This is a genomic window from Prevotella veroralis, from assembly GCF_018127765.1.
Taxonomy (GTDB): Bacteria; Bacteroidota; Bacteroidia; order Bacteroidales; family Bacteroidaceae; genus Prevotella; species Prevotella veroralis.
Map to the genome: position 1 here is coordinate 438,521 of NZ_CP072330.1, position 16,174 is coordinate 454,694.

General features: G+C 42.4%; 12 protein-coding genes and 2 tRNA genes. 13 read left to right on the plus strand and 1 reads right to left on the minus strand.

Translation table 11 applies throughout. The features are described from left to right. Nucleotides 1-210 precede the first annotated feature (210 nt). The 10 genes from J5A55_RS01775 to J5A55_RS01820 all read left to right on the plus strand — a co-directional run bounded on the left by J5A55_RS01775 (nt 211) and on the right by J5A55_RS01820 (nt 11,594). Nucleotides 211-1,452, plus strand: coding sequence for a 3-deoxy-D-manno-octulosonic acid transferase (locus J5A55_RS01775; protein ID WP_249118601.1), 1,242 nt, complete (start codon nt 211-213; stop codon nt 1,450-1,452). After that, entirely contained in the window at nt 1,449-2,339 is an 891-nt protein-coding gene (locus J5A55_RS01780; protein WP_004382447.1) for a lysophospholipid acyltransferase family protein, read from the plus strand. Before J5A55_RS01775 ends, J5A55_RS01780 begins: the two co-directional genes overlap by 4 nt. 21 nt (nt 2,340-2,360) lie before the next feature. Beyond that, a complete protein-coding gene (locus tag J5A55_RS01785) occupies nt 2,361-3,092 on the plus strand; it encodes a 3-deoxy-manno-octulosonate cytidylyltransferase (protein ID WP_004382448.1) in 732 nt (243 codons plus the stop codon). 14 nt (nt 3,093-3,106) lie between these two features. Further along, nucleotides 3,107-4,063, plus strand: coding sequence for a glycosyl transferase family 90 (locus J5A55_RS01790; RefSeq protein ID WP_039850943.1), 957 nt, complete (start codon nt 3,107-3,109; stop codon nt 4,061-4,063). Beyond that, on the plus strand, nt 4,060-5,244 hold the full coding sequence (locus J5A55_RS01795; protein WP_004382450.1) for a glycosyltransferase: 1,185 nt from the start codon (nt 4,060-4,062) through the stop codon (nt 5,242-5,244). The genes J5A55_RS01790 and J5A55_RS01795 overlap by 4 nt, the downstream gene beginning before the upstream one ends. Continuing rightward, a complete protein-coding gene (locus tag J5A55_RS01800; protein WP_004382451.1) occupies nt 5,228-6,352 on the plus strand; it encodes a glycosyltransferase family 4 protein in 1,125 nt (374 codons plus the stop codon). Before J5A55_RS01795 ends, J5A55_RS01800 begins: the two co-directional genes overlap by 17 nt. Next, entirely contained in the window at nt 6,342-7,355 is a 1,014-nt protein-coding gene (locus J5A55_RS01805) for a glycosyltransferase family 9 protein (protein WP_004382452.1), read from the plus strand. Before J5A55_RS01800 ends, J5A55_RS01805 begins: the two co-directional genes overlap by 11 nt. 55 nt (nt 7,356-7,410) lie before the next feature. After that, nucleotides 7,411-9,228, plus strand: a complete 1,818-nt coding sequence (locus J5A55_RS01810; RefSeq protein WP_004382453.1) for an LTA synthase family protein — start codon at nt 7,411-7,413, stop codon at nt 9,226-9,228. A 20-nt stretch (nt 9,229-9,248) separates the two neighbouring features. Then, nucleotides 9,249-10,997, plus strand: a complete 1,749-nt coding sequence (locus tag J5A55_RS01815; RefSeq protein WP_234396054.1) for a phosphoethanolamine transferase — start codon at nt 9,249-9,251, stop codon at nt 10,995-10,997. Between the two features lie 526 nt (nt 10,998-11,523). Continuing rightward, nucleotides 11,524-11,594, plus strand: a tRNA-Gln gene (locus J5A55_RS01820). Between the two features lie 228 nt (nt 11,595-11,822). Here the strand turns inward: J5A55_RS01820 and J5A55_RS01825 are convergent. Further along, nucleotides 11,823-11,896, minus strand: a tRNA-Ile gene (locus J5A55_RS01825). Nucleotides 11,897-12,289: 393 nt separating this feature from the next. Between J5A55_RS01825 and ribF the strand changes: the two genes are divergently transcribed. The 3 genes from ribF (at nt 12,290) to J5A55_RS01840 (ending at nt 16,155) form a co-directional block, all read left to right on the plus strand. After that, nucleotides 12,290-13,282: a riboflavin biosynthesis protein RibF gene (gene ribF, locus J5A55_RS01830; protein WP_039851112.1), complete on the plus strand. Its 993-nt coding sequence runs from the start codon at nt 12,290-12,292 to the stop codon at nt 13,280-13,282. Between the two features lie 15 nt (nt 13,283-13,297). Next, nucleotides 13,298-14,119 (plus strand): CPBP family intramembrane glutamic endopeptidase, encoded by an 822-nt coding sequence (locus J5A55_RS01835; protein ID WP_004382456.1) that lies wholly within the window; start codon nt 13,298-13,300, stop codon nt 14,117-14,119. 305 nt (nt 14,120-14,424) lie between these two features. Further along, nucleotides 14,425-16,155, plus strand: a complete 1,731-nt coding sequence (locus tag J5A55_RS01840) for a GH25 family lysozyme (protein ID WP_039850948.1) — start codon at nt 14,425-14,427, stop codon at nt 16,153-16,155. Nucleotides 16,156-16,174 lie beyond the last annotated feature (19 nt).

Consider the following 16,174-nt stretch of genomic DNA (forward strand, 5'->3'; position numbering starts at 1 on the left):
TTCTTTATCATTATCCTTTAGTTTTCTGGCTGCAAAGATATAATTTTTTTGATATATATATACGCTTTCTCGGTTTTTTATTTGTACTTTTGCAATATACTATATACTCGTTTCAATCATCGAAGAAAAGTTTCTTGACGGGTTGAGCGAATAAATATTTAGGTAGCAGTGGTAGGCATCTTCACATTAATATATAGTGGTCTTTTCAGCTTGGCAAATACATTCTTCCGCAGAGTGTGGGGGAGTGAACGTTGTCAACGATGGCTACAAAAGAAACACCTAAAGGCTTATCGCTTTGTTATGGGGCAACAGAACTTGCTCTCAACCATACGTTGTGAGATGGTAGATGATGGTCGTGAGGTCTATTGGTTTCATGCTGCTTCCTATGGAGAATACAATGTTATTCGTCCGATTATACGAACTTTAAGAAACGAGAAACGCCGTTGCATCGTTACTTTCTTTTCATCATCTGGTTATATTGCGTTGATGAATGAGAACGAAAAAAGCCACGAGGTGGATAACATCTTCTACCTTCCTTTAGACACGAAAAGCAATGTTAAGGAGTTTCTTGACATCGTGAAGCCTTCAAAGGTAATTTTTGCTATCTCTGAATATTGGGTAAATTACTTGTCAGAATTGCATCGCCGCAAGATACCAACCTATCTTGTTTCAATGTTAGTAGCTGATAGTTCTTATCTTCTGAAGTGGTATGGTTACCCCATCCGAAAGGTTTTCAAGGTCTTTACAAAGTTCATGGTCTTGGACGAACGATCGAAGGAGAATCTGGCAAAGATAGGCTTTAATAATGCAGAAGTGATAGGTGATCCTTTGTTTGATAACGCTATTCGCATAGCCAAAGAGCCTTATCAGAATGCAATAATAGAGACGTTTTGTGCAGGCAATACGCCCATCTTTGTGGCAGGGAGCGTGAGCGATGCTAACGATTTATCGCTTGTGTCTTCTTTAATAGAGCACGAACAAGGTGTTAAGTTCCTTATTGTTCCACATGAGATAGATGCTGTGACACTCCATGAAGTGCAGGAGAAGATACCTGCAAAGTCATTGTTATATACGGAATGTACCGCAGATACCGACTTTACCGATGTGCAAGTATTGGTCGTCAATATCCTTGGTTCGCTCTCACGTATCTATCGTTATGGTAATTGGGCATACGTTGGAGGTGGTTTCACAGCCTATCTGCATAGTGTTATCGAACCAGCTGTTTATGGCATCCCCGTGGCTTTTGGTCCAAGAATAGAGCGTAAGACAACCCCGAAAGAGATGGTTCGTCGAGGTATAGGAGCGATAGTCACAACGCCAGAAGGCTTGTGTTACTGGTTCAATCAGGTGAGAGAAGTAAGGGAACAGGAGGATGTGAAGAGTCGGGCAACGGCTTTCATAGAAGCAAATGCCAACTTCACTCAAAAGGTTTGTGCAAACATAGAGCAATGAGAAAAGTACGTTATTATATATTCCTCGGTCTCCTCAAGTGTATAGCCTTGCTGCCTTTCTGGTGCTTGTATCGGATAAGTGACTTTATATATCTCGTTTTGCGGTATGTTATTCATTATCGGAAACGAGTGATAACAGGTAATATCAGTAGGTCATTCCCAGAGTTAGATCAAAAGGAGGTAGGCGTTATCACCAATAAATTCTATCGTCATCTGGCTGATGTCATAGTAGAGTCTGTGAAACTTCTGCATGTCAGTGACGATGAGATGAAACGCCGAATCGAGGTCTATAATGGCGATGAGGTGGAACGCATAGCGGCTGATGGTCGCCCCGTAATCCTATTCCTTGGGCATTATGGTAACTGGGAGTGGGCACAGGAAGTATCGCATTATTACAGTCGACCAGCATTCACTTGTGAGTTATATCGACCTGTAAAAGACAAGGTGATGGACGATCTGATGTTACGCATTCGAAGCCGTTTTAACACCACACTTGTTACACAGCAAGAAGCCATCCGATTCCTTTTAAGGAAGTATCGGAGTAATGAACAATTCCTCGTGGGGTTCATATCTGACCAGCGTCCGAATAGTCAGAACCTTCATAACTGGACGCAGTTTCTGCATCAAGACACCGCTTTTGCTGTGGGAGGGGAGGAGATAGGTAAGCACGTAAAAGCCCTCTACTTCTTCCTACATGTTGAGAAACCGCGACGTGGTCACTATGTTATGACCTTTCAAGAGGTGCGTCCTGAAGAGGATAAAACGAAGTTCCCTTATACTTTACAATACCTCCGCATGATGGAAGCGAACATCCGTAAGCAACCCGAGCTATGGCTTTGGTCGCATAACAGATGGAAGTTTGACAGGGACGGGAACGCCATTCATTAGAAGTACTAAATAATAGATACAATGAATATCGTATGTGTAATTCCTGCGCGAGCAGAGTCTTCGCGCTTTTTTGAAAAGCCTCTTGCATTGATCTTAGGCAAGCCAATGATACGTTGGGTGTGGGAACATTGCAAGGAAGTAGAGCAGTTCAGTGAAGTGTATGTAGCAACAGATAGCGAGAAAATCAAGGCTCTTGCTGAATCATTCGGAGCGAAAGTTGTTATGACAGCATCTGATCATGACACTGCAACAGAGCGTCTTTATGAGGTGTCAACAAAGGTTGATGCAGATCTATATGTCATGGTGAATGGTGATGAACCATTGTTGACTAAGGACTACATCACGCAGTGTATCCCTGCAAGCATAGGTGAGGGAGAGATGTATGTGTCTAACCTTATGACCGATTTCCACAACCCTGTTGAGGTCGTTGATTCGACTAACTTGAAGATAGTAACAGGTCATAACAACCGTTGCTTGTTTATCTCACGCAGTCCAATCCCATATCCAAAGGGCAATATGGATTATGTTTATCATAAGTTCGTGGGTGTAGGTGCTTTCAATCATAAGGCTTTGGAGTTCTATCATACGACCCCTCGTGGACCTATAGAGAAGATAGAAGAGAATGATTCCTTCCGCTTTATCGAGAACAATGTGCCTATTTATTACTACAATTGCCATTGTCGCTCACTCTCTGTAGACAACCACAAAGATATTGCGGGAGTTGAGGCTATTATGAAAGGCGAAATGGAATAAAAAGGAAGTCACCTATGGGTAATTCAATAGGGAAGATCTTGGACTACGTATTCGTACCTCGGATATGTTATCGTCCACGTCTCTCTTCCATCATGGCAGGGCTTAGCCATGATGAAAGAGAGATTGTTATGGATCGCGTTGCCTACTATAATAAACTTCAAGAGCATACTCATATAGATGAAGCAACTACTGTTGGGCAATATAAGTTCCCGTTTAAGAAGAAGCAGTTCGGCGATAAGAAGAGTCGTCTCTCTACTTATTTCTTTGACCAGTATAGTGTCTTGAAGTATTTCCCAGCGGCATGTAGATTCAGATATGAGCATGGGGATGTAACCCATGTGCCGTCTCAACCAACGTTTGTAAAGAGCCGTCCGATAGCAGGGGACAATGTGAATGCGGTCTTGCTGAAGCTCGATCAGCATAGACACTTCCGTTTCGTGCATGACGAGAAGGCTTTTGCAGAAAAGAAGAACATGCTTGTCTCAAGGACAACATGGTGTAATGCTCGTCCTCACAGACGCAGGTTTTGCGAGATGTTTTGGGATCATCCCATGTGCAATATAGGTAAGTCTCAAGCCGAGCCAAACGAAGATTTCCCTGAAAGTATCAAAGGATTCCTAAGCATTGAGGAGCAGTTAGATTATAAGTTTGTCGCTTGCATTGAGGGAATGGATGTTGCAACGAACCTTAAGTGGGTGATGTCTTCTAATTCAATAGCCGTTTCTGCACCAATGGTTTATGAGACTTGGTATATGGAAGGAAGGCTTATTCCCGATTATCATTATATAGAGGTAAAACCTGACTACTCCGACTTGATAGAGAAAATAGAGTACTATATTGCACATCCATCACAGGCAGAAGCCATCATAGAACATGCCCATGAATGGGTGAAGCAGTTCCAAAATCCAAGAATAGAATTGGCTACGCAGCTTGCAGTAGCACAAAAGTACTTTGACTTAACAGACCTATGATGACTAACGATAACCAGCGGCATGGACGGAAAGTACATATTGCATTCCTTTCAAAAGACTTCCCTTGTGGTGGAGCGGAGCGTGTAACGTGTGATGTGGGCAACTGGTTATGTTCCCACGGATTCGCTGTTACGGTCTTTGTTATGAACCATTTGCAAGAGAACTATCCGAAGGGTTTCCAGCGATTGTTCGATGTGAAACCTCTTCCTAAGGGTAATATCCTATGGTCACCACGTGTTGCCAAGGCTATTCGTGATGCCATATTAAGGGAGAAGGTGGATATTCTTGTGACTTATCAGAAGCAACGCTATGCTGCTTGGTTGAAGGCAAAGACAGGTGTAAAGATGGTCTTTGTCCTCCACAATCCACCGTTCCATGAACTGTTGGGGCTTACTGTAGCTATTGGTGAAGCACATCCTTTTAAAAGGAGTCTGTTACAGGTATGGAAGAAGGTAATGGATATGGATTATTACAGAAAGTACCAGAAAGTATATCACTGGGCGGATGCTTATGGTGTACTTTGTCAGTCTTTTAAAGAGCGATTGACGGAGAACTTGAATCTACCAGCTGATAATAAGGTATGTGTCTTACCCAATTCTGTGCCCTTACCAACTGATGTGAACTTGGATAAAGAGAAGATCATTCTTTATTTGGGACGCTTTGCTCATATACAGAAGCGTGTTGACCGCTTGTTACGAATATGGAAGATCGTACAGCCACAGCTACCTGATTGGAAGTTGGAGATTGTTGGCGGAGGCGTAGAAGACGCATCACTAAGGGCAATGGCAACAACGCTTGAACTGAAGAATATAGCTTTCGAAGGACCGACCAATCAGGCAAAGAAGTATTATGATGAGGCTGCAATCTTGTGTATGACATCGTCTTATGAAGGCTGGCCGTTGGTTTTGGCGGAAGCACAAACTAATGGTGTTGTTCCTATTCTGTATAATAGTTTCACAGCAGCTACAGCTGTTGTCTCAAGCAAAGAGGAGGGTGTTCTGATAGAGCCATTCGATGAAGGAGCATACGCCAAAGCATTAGTTGCACTTGCCAAAGACGATGAACGCAGGAAGAGAATGCAGTTACGAGTGATTGAGAAAGCAAAGACATACAGTATTGATAATACAGGGGCTGCATGGCTCCAAATGGTTAGGAGGATACTAAATGAAGATAGGGGTTGATGCAAGGAAGATATTACGTAATGCCACGGGATTAGGCAATTACGGTCGGACATTGGTGTGTAATATGTCAGAGTTGATAGCTAATAACGACCGTCTCTTGCTGTTTTCTCCAGATGAGGGGAAGCCTGCTTTGAAAGCTATCTCTATACCTCAAAAAGGTGAATTGGTGGTTCCTACAAATTCATCCATCCCTTTATATAAAAGGTGGTGGCAGTTGAAAGGAATGGTAAAAGACCTCCGTAAGCATGAAGTGAATGTCTTTCATGGACTCAATGCAGAGTTACCAAAGGGTATTAGTAAGGTTGTTCCTGCTATTCTTACAGTTCATGACCTTATCTTTCTGTGCCATCCCGAATGGTACAAACCCATTGATAGATGGCTTTACACCCGTCGTTTCTATAACGCCATCAATGAGGCAACGCACATCATAGCCATCTCTGAATGTACAAAGCGAGATATTATAGAGTATGGGAAGGTGCCCGAAGAGAAAATATCGGTAATCTATCAGAGTTGTAGTACACGTTTTGCATCCCCTGTAGATGTGTCTTTAAAGCATAAGGTAAGGGAGAAGTATCACCTCACAAACGACTTCATCCTCTTTGTTGGTACGATAGAAGAGCGCAAAAATGCCCTTGAGATAGTGGAAGCCTTACCTTATTTGGAAGGTGTTGATGCGGTTATCGTGGGTAGAAGAACCCCTTATGCCGATCGAATAGAGGCGAAAGCTAGGGAACTTGGAGTCGCTGGTAGGGTTCATCTCCTATCTGGTATTGATGATGAAACATTGCATGCTTTATACCATTCGGCAGTTGTCTTTGGTTATCCGAGCCGTTATGAAGGGTTCGGAATACCCATCATTGAGGCAATGGAAGCTGGTCTCCCTGTTGTCGCAGCGACGGGAAGTTGTTTGGAAGAAGCTGGTGGTAAGGGTAGTCTATACGTGAGTCCAGATGATCCGAAGGCGTTTGCTGAGGCTATAAAGCACATGTTGCCGGGTGGTGACTGGCGTGAGCAGGCTATCTGTGAGGGTTTGGAATACGTCAAGAAGTTCGATGGTAAGAAGGTTGCCCAACAGGTGATTGACATATATAATAGGTATGGCAAATAAAGAAAACAAGCGTATCCTTGTCATAAGACTATCGGCATTGGGGGATGTTGCAATGACTATCCCTGCTATCTATAGTGTGGCTAAAACCTATCCACAACACCGTTTCTATGTGTTGACGATGGCTTTTTGTGCCAAGCTCTTCATCCATGTTCCAGAGAATATAACACTGTGTCCTGTGAAGGACAGAAAGGCTGTCTTAGAGCCAATTAAGGGCTTGAAGTTTGACGCTGTAGCCGATTTACACAACGTGATGCGCTCTTGGAAGATTGATTTACGCTATCTTTTGCGAGGCATGCGAGTGACAATACTTGACAAGAAGCGTAGTGAACGACATGCGATAACACATCAACATAAGTACACGGAGAGTAAGTTTACAGCACGATACTTCGATGTTTTTAGACGATTAGGGCTACCTTGTGAACCTCAGTTCGATGGTTTGTTCGATAAGAAACCAACCCTACCTCTACAATTAACAAAGCCGGAGAACGAACATTGGATAGGTATTGCACCTTTTGCAAGATATAAGAATAAGACCTATCCAGCCAGTCAGATGCAAGAAGTTATTGCCTTGTTGAATCAGACAGAGAACGTGAGAGTGTTCTTATTCGGCGGTAGGGGAGAAGAAAAAACAACTTTAGAGTCATGGACAAAAGAGTTGGCTAACGTCAGATGTATCGCCGGTTCATTGCAATTACACGAGGAATTGGCACTGATGGCATGGCTTAATGTGATGGTATCTATGGACTCTGCCAATATGCACTTAGCCTCTCTTGCAGGCGTGCGTGTCGTGAGTATATGGGGCGGAACAGCTCCCGCTTGTGGCTTCTTAGGCTGGCAGCAGCAAGAAGGTGACGCTTTGTTGACACATTGTGATTGCCAACCTTGTACGATAGCGGGAGCAGATGAGTGTGCAAAAGGTGATTACCATTGCATGACGACATTAACCCCATCGCAAGTTGTAGATAAGTTGATGAATGTGATAAGGACGAACGATAAGAAGTGATATAACGTATAGATAAAGATAAGAACATCTATTAGATAGATTGAAAAAATTGATTATGAAGAAAGATCTTTCAATATTATTGTGGCTGTTTATAGCCTTTACTTTGTTTTTCTTAGGTATTCAGAAGCCGTTATTCCTCATTTATAACCATGGCTTCGGAAAGTTATCTCCATCGTTCCATGACATCTTGGAGATTTATGTACATGGTTTTGCCATTGATATGGCAACGGTGGGTTATATGATGGCAATACCTCTTTTGCTCTTTGGTATCAAATGGGCATGGGCGAAGTTCCCTATTAAGAAGAGTTTAAACATCTATCTCGTCATTATCTCCATATTACTGACATTGGGTGCGTTAGCCGATGCATCGTTGTATGAGTTTTGGGAGTTTAAGCTCGATCGGATGGCGTTCTTTTATCTTAATGACCCAAAGGATGCCTTTGCAAGTGTGTCAGTAGGATATCTGCTTGTACGTCTACTCGGGTGGATTGTACTAGCTGCTATCTCATACGCCCTGCTTGCATGGCCTTTATGGAAAGTACAATTAGGAAAGATAAAGACAAATCCATGGTTGCGTGGTGTCCTATTTGTTGTGATAGGGGGAGCCTTGTTTGCTATGATTCGTGGTTTAAGAATATGGCCAAATACGCCAGGTCGTGCGTTTTATAGCAATGTCACATTCTATAATCATGCAGCTTTGAATCCAATCTTCAACCTTATGTACAGTCTTCAGAAGGAGGAGGACGACTACAAGGAATTTGATGCTTTCGATGAGAAAACACGAGCTAAGCTATATGAGGGTCTATTTCCAATAAAGGCCGATAGTACAGAGAAGCTCATAAAAACATCACGTCCTAATGTGTTAGTAGTGGTTCTTGAGGGCTTTGGCTCATGTTTCATTGAAGGCTTAGGAGGTATGAAAGATGTTGGGGTAAACATCAATCGCCTCTTACCAGAGAGTGTTGTCTTCGATAGTTGTTATTGTGGTAGCTTCCGAACAGACCGTGGTATTGTGTGTGCAGTGAGTGGTTATCTGGGGCAACCAACGACAAGTATCATGCGTTTTACACATAAGATCAAACATTTGCCAGGCTTACCAAAGACCCTGAAGAAGTATGGCTATCAGACACAAGCACTCTATGGAGGCGACGTGTCATTCTTTAATATGTCTGAATACTTCCTTGATTCGGGGCATGACAAGCTAGTGACAGAGGATGACTTCCCCGCTTCTGACAGAACAACTAAGTGGGGAGTACCAGACCATGTAACCTTTAACTGGTTGTATAATGACATTGTTCGTCGTGATAAGGAGAAGTCTGGTCCATGGTACACTACCTTCTTAACCATCAGTTCTCACAACCCGTTTGATGTGCCTTATCACCGTTTGAAGGATAAGAAATACAATGCTTTCGCATATACGGATCAGTGCTTTGGAACATTCATAGATAAGTTGAAGAAGACACCAGCATGGAAGAATCTACTCATCGTAGTGGTTGCTGATCATGGATTTAACTGGCGTGAGATTGCTTCACCGAAGTTTCCTTACATCCCATTCTTGATGATGGGCGGTGCTATTAAGCATCCTCAGCGTATCCATAAACTGATAAGTCAGACCGACCTTCCTGCTACTGTCTTAGGTCAAATGGGTATTCCTCATGAAGACTTCACCTTTAGTCGTGATGTAATGGGTAATACTTATCGTTATCCGTTTGGCTTCAATACCTTTAATAATGGCTTCAATTTCTGTGATTCAACAGGCTGTACTGTCTATGACAATGTAAGTAAACGAGCTATTTATGGGAATGACAAGCGACGCATAAACATAGGAAAAGCCATTTTGCAGACCCTGTATCACGATATGGCAAAGCGTTAATAGCAATACAGAATCATGTTATGAATCTCATACGAAAGATTAGAAATTACATCTCTTCATGCCGTTGGGTAGTGCCAATCACTACTCAATGGCCTTTATTTATCAGTTATATCGTATTGATAGGATGGAGTTCTATAACTCAGAATATCTATGCGCGTGCTTTCGTAATCTACTTGCATGCTTATATCGCAACCGCTATCGTCACATGGAGTAAACGCTCGTGGGTGAAGGTGCTGATCTATGTTTTAGCCTTCATCTTATTCTTTATTAATGCCTCATTGAAGGTTAACTATGACTTAGAAATATCCCCCAGCGTATTGATGCTGTTAGCTGAGACGAATGCAGAAGAGAGCTCGGAGTTCTTACATTCATTGCTGCACACAAGTACAGCATGGGTTATTCCGGCATTGACAGTGGTCTTTGTTGTACTTGTTGTAATAGCTGAGAAGAAGAGGTCGAAAGGTACATTATATTTAGAAAGGAAACGTCCTTTCCGTATATTGTCAGTGTTTTCTGGGATAATGCTCACTGTTGGTGTGATTGGTTCCTATTGTTATATAGGTCTCTTCCAGTGCAAGAATCCAGATGACGTCTCTGTTTGGAATCTACACATGAGTTACCCCAGCGATGCACTGACAAGGGTGGTTGTGGCTCTTTATGATTCACATCTGGCTAAGAAAGAAATGGAAGGAACGGCACTATTAGCGGAAAATGTGAAGTCAACAAAGAGTGATATTGAAGCAAAGGATTCGTTGAATATCGTCCTTGTGATCGGTGAATCGTATATAAAAGATCATGCTTCTGTGTATGGATATGGACTTAATACTACTCCTTTCTTATTGCATGAGAAGAAAGCGGGACGGTTAGTTGCATTCACAAATGCCGTCTCTCCATATAATTTTACAACCAAGGTAATGCGTAATCTGATAAGTACGAATAGTCTTGAAGATGGTGTTCGATGGAGCGAACGCCCACCATTAACAGCCGTATTCAAGCGAGCCGGCTATTTTGTCAGTATGTATGATAATCAAAGAACCTTTGCTTTTGGAGCAACATTCACCTTTGCTTTGAACAGTTATCTTTATGCACCACGTGTCTTGAAAGTATGCTATGATAGGACAAACAATAATTCTTTTGAGTATGATGGACAATTAGTTGATAGATATAAACGTGATTTTCAGGAGCAACATAGCCATGCTCTGACTATCTTCCATCTCATGGGACAGCATATAGAAGCTGTTAAGCGTTATCCTGTTGATAGGCAGTTTAACCATTTCTCTGCTGATAGTATTAAGCGGAAGGAACCATGGATAACAGAGGAGATGAGGAGGGGTATTGCTGAATATGATAATGCCACATTGTATAACGACTATGTGATGAAGCAGATAATCAGTCGATATGCTCATCGGAATACAGTGGTTATCTATGTTTCTGACCATGGTGAAGAGGAGTATGACTATCGTCCAAGTGCGGGTAGAAAGGGCAGTGATGATCTGAAAAATATGCTTTATTATCAATACAGTGTACCTATGATGGTGTGGTTCTCTGATGCCTTTAAAGAGAAATATCCTACTAAGGTTTGGCAGATAGAAGCATCGGCAGCAAAGCCTTTGATGACAGATAACATTTGTCAAATACTGTTCTATCTTGGTGGTCTGACCTCTTCTCCCTATTACTCAGCTAAGCATAATGTGTTGAGCAAGGACTATGTTTGTGGGAAGCGCATCGTTGATGATAAGTATAATTACGATAGGATCGTGCGCCCGTGAGGGATAACAAATAAGAACGGGGGGCTCTTCAAGGATGTAGAAGGGCATCCCTTCATATTGTGCGAAGCCTCATCTCCATAGGTGCGGGTACTCCCCTCATTATATGAAATAGTATTCGTGTTAAATTCCCAAAGGTAGGATGTGACAGGCAGAAGTAGGATAGTATGAAGAGGAAAGGGTAATGTGATAAAGTGCAAAGTTAATTTTGCTGTCATTCCTGTCACTCTTTTGTAGCATGTAACTATCTGTTTGTTAGTAAGTTGTTTGAAATGTTAAAAGTGACAGCAACTTTAATTAAAAATAAAATAGGGTTTTAAGAGTATTAAAAAGGTTCGTTTTCCACTCTCGTTGATACCCCATCATCCAACGAAAATATAAGTGGATATACTAAGTAAATGATCTTGTGGATTCGAGTAAAGAGCATTTTAAATTGCACCTTTTCGATAAAAAAGTTTGGAGAAGTTTTGTTGTTTAAATAAAAAACGCTACCTTTGCACTCGCAATTCAGTAATGAGTTAGCTCTTAATGGGATATGGTGTAATGGTAACACTACAGATTCTGGTCCTGTCATTCCTGGTTCGAATCCGGGTATCCCAACGCTTAGAGAGATAGAGTTATCTATCTCTTTTTTGTTTTTGTGTATTTCCTTCTTTCATTATATACGTCAATTTGTAGTTAGAGATGGACTATGCCTACTCTTTTATAATCATAGAATTGGCACGTAAACATAATTGTTTTTGGTCTTGAAGAATGTATTTTCCGATAGAGCTTATAAAAGAAAATCAGCAACTTAGATGTTAGTTCTAAGTTGCTGATTGCTTATTGTGGACCAGCCTGGGCTTGAACCAGGGACCTCCAGATTATGAGTCTGTTGCTCTAACCAACTGAGCTACAAGTCCGAGATGTGATTGATACGGGTGCAAAGGTAATGAAATAAATGGAAAAAGGAGAATGGAGTTGAAAGAAAGTTGCGGTTTTAACACATTTTGAGAAGTGGTGGATAGTGTTTGTGGCGGTTTCTAAGTAACTTTGCAAGGAGCTTCGTTAAGATATACAAGGAGCTTCGTTAAGGTGTGTAAGGAGCTTCGTTAAGGTGTGTAAGGAGCTTTGCTAAGGAGGGAAAGGGGACTTTGTCAAGGAGTGAGAGGAGTTTTTCTAAGGAGTGAAAGGAGTGAGAGGAGCGAAAGAGAGTTAAGACAATAGTATTGTTAAGGAGGGAGGGAAGAAGTATTGGAAGGGATGAAGAGGAGGAGAGGATGCTGGGAGGAGTATCACAAATAGGTATAAGGAATTTGGAGACGATATATATAAAGCAAGGAGAGAAGGTTGAGATGGGAGAGCTGGTAGCTACTATCGGCTTCTTTGATGGTGTGCATCGTGGGCATCAGTATTTGATAAGGAATGTTATAAATGAGGCTCATCAGGTAGGGATGGTGTCGGCTGTGATAACGTTTGATGAGCATCCTCGGCAAGTGTTGAAGGCATCATTGGGGAAGGAAGAGGATGTTAATAGCCGACCAGAATTGCTATCATCGCTTGATGAGAAACTGCTGTTATTATCAAAGACAGGCATTGATAAAGTCATCGTGTTACACTTTGATGTCGCATTGGCAGACTTATCTGCACGCGAGTTTATGGAGGACGTCTTATGCAATCAACTGAATGTACGGAAGCTGCTCATAGGTTACGACAATCGTTTCGGGCATAATCGTTCGGAGGGATTCGATGATTATAAGCGATACGGCGAGCAGTTAGGAATAGAGGTCATACACAATAATGCCTACCTTCCCGATGGTGAGAAGATTAGTTCGTCACGGATAAGGACGTATATAAAAGAAGGTGATATCGTGCGTGCCAATCACTGTTTAGGTTACGATTACACCATCTCTAGCAAGATTGTGAGCGGCTTTCAGAATGGTCACAAGTTAGGTTTTCCCACTGCCAACCTCGATATCAACGCTTGCCAACAGCTCCTACCTATGCGTGGCGTATATGCTGTCATGGTTCAATTAGACCACTCCCTCGTGTGGAAGCGTGGAATGATGAATATCGGTAAACGCCCCACATTCGATGGAACGAAAGAAACTTTAGAAGTAAACATCTTCAATTTCGAGGGCAATCTCTATGGGCAAGATATCTCTATCCGATTCATCAGTAAGATACGAGATGAGCGTAAGTTCGATTCTCTTGAAGCCCTTTCCCAACAGCTCGAACAAGACAAACATACCATCAACGCACTCTTCGATAGGCGTCATCCGATGGTTGATAACATTGTAGAACAATAATAAACAAGGAAGAATATGAAGTCAAGAGAATTATGGACAGCCGTTCTTTATATCATATTATTCGTAGCACTCTTCATTGTGTTGCAAGTTATTGCATTAGTAATTACCAATCTTATAGTCTCATTCATTCATGGAACTCCCTTCTTAACCACGATGAATGGTGTCAAAGATGGTACTTCGATAGCTCTCTCAGCAGTGATTAGTAGTTTGTTAACCCTCCTCCTCTTCACTCGTACAAAGTGGGCACCAGTATCTAACCTCTATCTCAAGTCACGTCCGTGGGGCGTTCTCCTTTGGGCAGCTTTGCTTGCTTTAGGTTCTATTCTCCCGATGGAGTTTATAGCAGAGAAGATTAATCTCACCATGCCCGAACAAACGGAAGCAATGTTCCAAAGCATTATGAAGACATCATGGGGATATATCGCCTTAGGTATCATGGCACCATTGGCAGAGGAGGTAGTCTTTCGTGGTGGTGTACTCCGTGTACTTCTGAATGCAACGGGCAGTAAGAGTCACTGGATAGCTATCATCCTCTCGGCTCTCGTCTTTGGTTTCATCCACTTCAACCTAGCGCAGGGCGTCCACGCCTTCTTGCTCGGTTTGGTACTTGGATGGATGTATTATCGTACAAAGAGTATTCTACCGGGGCTAATGTTGCATTGGATGAACAACACAGTAGCCTATGTGATGTTCCATTTAATGCCACAGATGAGCGACGGAAAGCTCATCGACTTCTTCCATGGAAGTGAGCGAATGATGTATGGCGGACTGTTTTTTTCGCTTTGCATACTCATCCCGTCCATCTTCCAATTAGCTCTTCGGATGAAGAAGGCATAACAGCGAACCTTCTTATTCCACAATGATAAGGGTGCATCAAATGTCCGTTAGGATTATTGATGCACCCCTTTTTTAGTCCTGTTATCTATGACCTCTTTCTGTCTCAGCCCTTGAAACTCATCGTCTCAGCCCATGATACACACAGTCTCAAGCCTTGAGACACATAGTTTCAATATATGGAACGCACAGTCCCAAGCAATGGAAGGTGAGAAAGAAAGTACCAAGATGCTCGATTTTCCTATCTGTTATGTATGCGAAGTTACGTCTTTATTAGTACCTTTGCATAGTTTTTAGAGTTGATTTAGATGTTCCATTCGTTCTTTAACAGGCGTTTTTACAAGAGTGTAAGTATTATTCTCGTAGTTCTCCTATTGTCATCTATTGCCAAGCGTAACCTCTCGTTGACAAGAAGACATATACGAAGATGTGCCGTAGATGTGACAGAAAAGTCTTATTATCAACTGGATGTAAACGGCAAACCAGTAGCTTATTTCTCTGATTATACCGACTCCACTTTCGTTGGTGGTAGTCTCTCTGCCGACAGCATACACTCACGTATGTCCGTATCAGAGGGCTATTGGGTTAATAAACTGCCCGTTTTGCCTTCTTGTTTTGGGCGTATAGCAGTGATAAGGCGCCATTATCCTTCTACAATTATCAATCTGAAGGATCAGAAACTGCACCATGTATTGATGTATGCGTTGCTGAAGATGGATATAAAGTTAGTGGGTTTGCAGTCCAAGCGGAACGAGACAGCCTATTATCTGCGCATTCATAGTGTGCAAGATTATGGTTATAACAAGATTGCCGATTATCATACAAAGTTGGTGCAACAGATGGATTCACTGCAAAGGATTATACATGCTTTGCAAGATATAAAGCCCGGTTCGCGTCTTCGTATCCGTCAAGTGAATCAATACACAGCACGTGTATGGTATAAGCCCGGCGAGATAATGGTTTGTAATCGCTTGGATGACGAGTCAAACCGATGGGCTCTTTGCTTGCAGACATCCGATTGCATGACTCCTTGGAGGATCTCTTCACGCTTCGGTAGAGAGCGAGGTATGCAGGAGAGTTTGCGTCACTTCAAGGCTTATCCGCATCCCGTTCTCGGCTTTCCAGCAGGAGCTTTGATTGATTCTGCGGGTTATTACGTTGGCGAGCAACGAAGAGGAAAGGCTGAAGGATATGGTCAGTATTATGGTAATGATGGTAGTTTCTATGATGGGCATTGGCAGGATGGCAAGCGAAATGGCTTTGGTATCAATGTTGCGCCACATGACTTTCTGAAGGTAGGGGAGTGGAAGAACAACGTATTTAAGGGCGAACGCCTCACTTACAACGCTGACCGTATCTACGGCATAGACCTTTCTAAACATCAACATGAGAAGGGGGAGCAGCGTTACAGCATAGCTTGGAGCAAGTTAAGAATCACTCATCTCGGTACATTAAGCACTAAGAAGATCAAAGGAGTGGTTGATTATCCGATCTCATTTGCCTATATCAAGGCAACTGAAGGGCGTACTTTGCTCAACAATTATTACTATTCTGATTACTTGGCAGCCCGTCAGCAGGGGATCAGAGTGGGTACTTATCACTTCTTCTCAACCTTGTCTTCGGGCTATATGCAGGCTAACTTCTTCTTAAAGAAAGCTCGATTCAGGAAAGGCGACTTACCCCCTGTGCTCGACGTAGAGCCTACTGATGCGCAAATTCATGCTATGGGAGGTGCTGAAGTGCTGTTCAAACAAGTGAGGATATGGATGTCTATGGTATTTAAACACACGGGTCATCGCCCGATACTCTATATCAGTCAGTCGTTTGCTAATCGTTATATGCCCTTAGCCCCCGACCTTGGTGATAACTATCTCGTGTGGATTGCGCGTTATGGAGAGTATAAACCTAACTTCAAGTTAGCTTACTGGCAGCTTAGTCCTGATGGTAAGGTGCGTGGTATTCATGGTGATGTTGATATCAACGTGTTTAATGGGTATAGCAATCAATACGAAGACTTCTTAAAGAGACATTGCTTTTGAATGTCGCTTTAAGAAGTTA

What these genes read in the sequence shown, in the direction of transcription:
- J5A55_RS01815 (WP_234396054.1), top strand. Translation starts at nt 9,249, where the DNA reads ATGAATCTCATACGAAAGATTAGAAATTACATCTCTTCATGCCGTTGG.
- J5A55_RS01810 (WP_004382453.1), top strand. Translation starts at nt 7,411, where the DNA reads ATGAAGAAAGATCTTTCAATATTATTGTGGCTGTTTATAGCCTTTACT.
- J5A55_RS01805 (WP_004382452.1), top strand. Translation starts at nt 6,342, where the DNA reads ATGGCAAATAAAGAAAACAAGCGTATCCTTGTCATAAGACTATCGGCA.
- J5A55_RS01835 (WP_004382456.1), top strand. Translation starts at nt 13,298, where the DNA reads ATGAAGTCAAGAGAATTATGGACAGCCGTTCTTTATATCATATTATTC.
- J5A55_RS01785 (WP_004382448.1), top strand. Translation starts at nt 2,361, where the DNA reads ATGAATATCGTATGTGTAATTCCTGCGCGAGCAGAGTCTTCGCGCTTT.
- J5A55_RS01800 (WP_004382451.1), top strand. Translation starts at nt 5,228, where the DNA reads ATGAAGATAGGGGTTGATGCAAGGAAGATATTACGTAATGCCACGGGA.
- J5A55_RS01780 (WP_004382447.1), top strand. Translation starts at nt 1,449, where the DNA reads ATGAGAAAAGTACGTTATTATATATTCCTCGGTCTCCTCAAGTGTATA.
- J5A55_RS01840 (WP_039850948.1), top strand. Translation starts at nt 14,425, where the DNA reads ATGTTCCATTCGTTCTTTAACAGGCGTTTTTACAAGAGTGTAAGTATT.
- J5A55_RS01790 (WP_039850943.1), top strand. Translation starts at nt 3,107, where the DNA reads ATGGGTAATTCAATAGGGAAGATCTTGGACTACGTATTCGTACCTCGG.
- J5A55_RS01795 (WP_004382450.1), top strand. Translation starts at nt 4,060, where the DNA reads ATGATGACTAACGATAACCAGCGGCATGGACGGAAAGTACATATTGCA.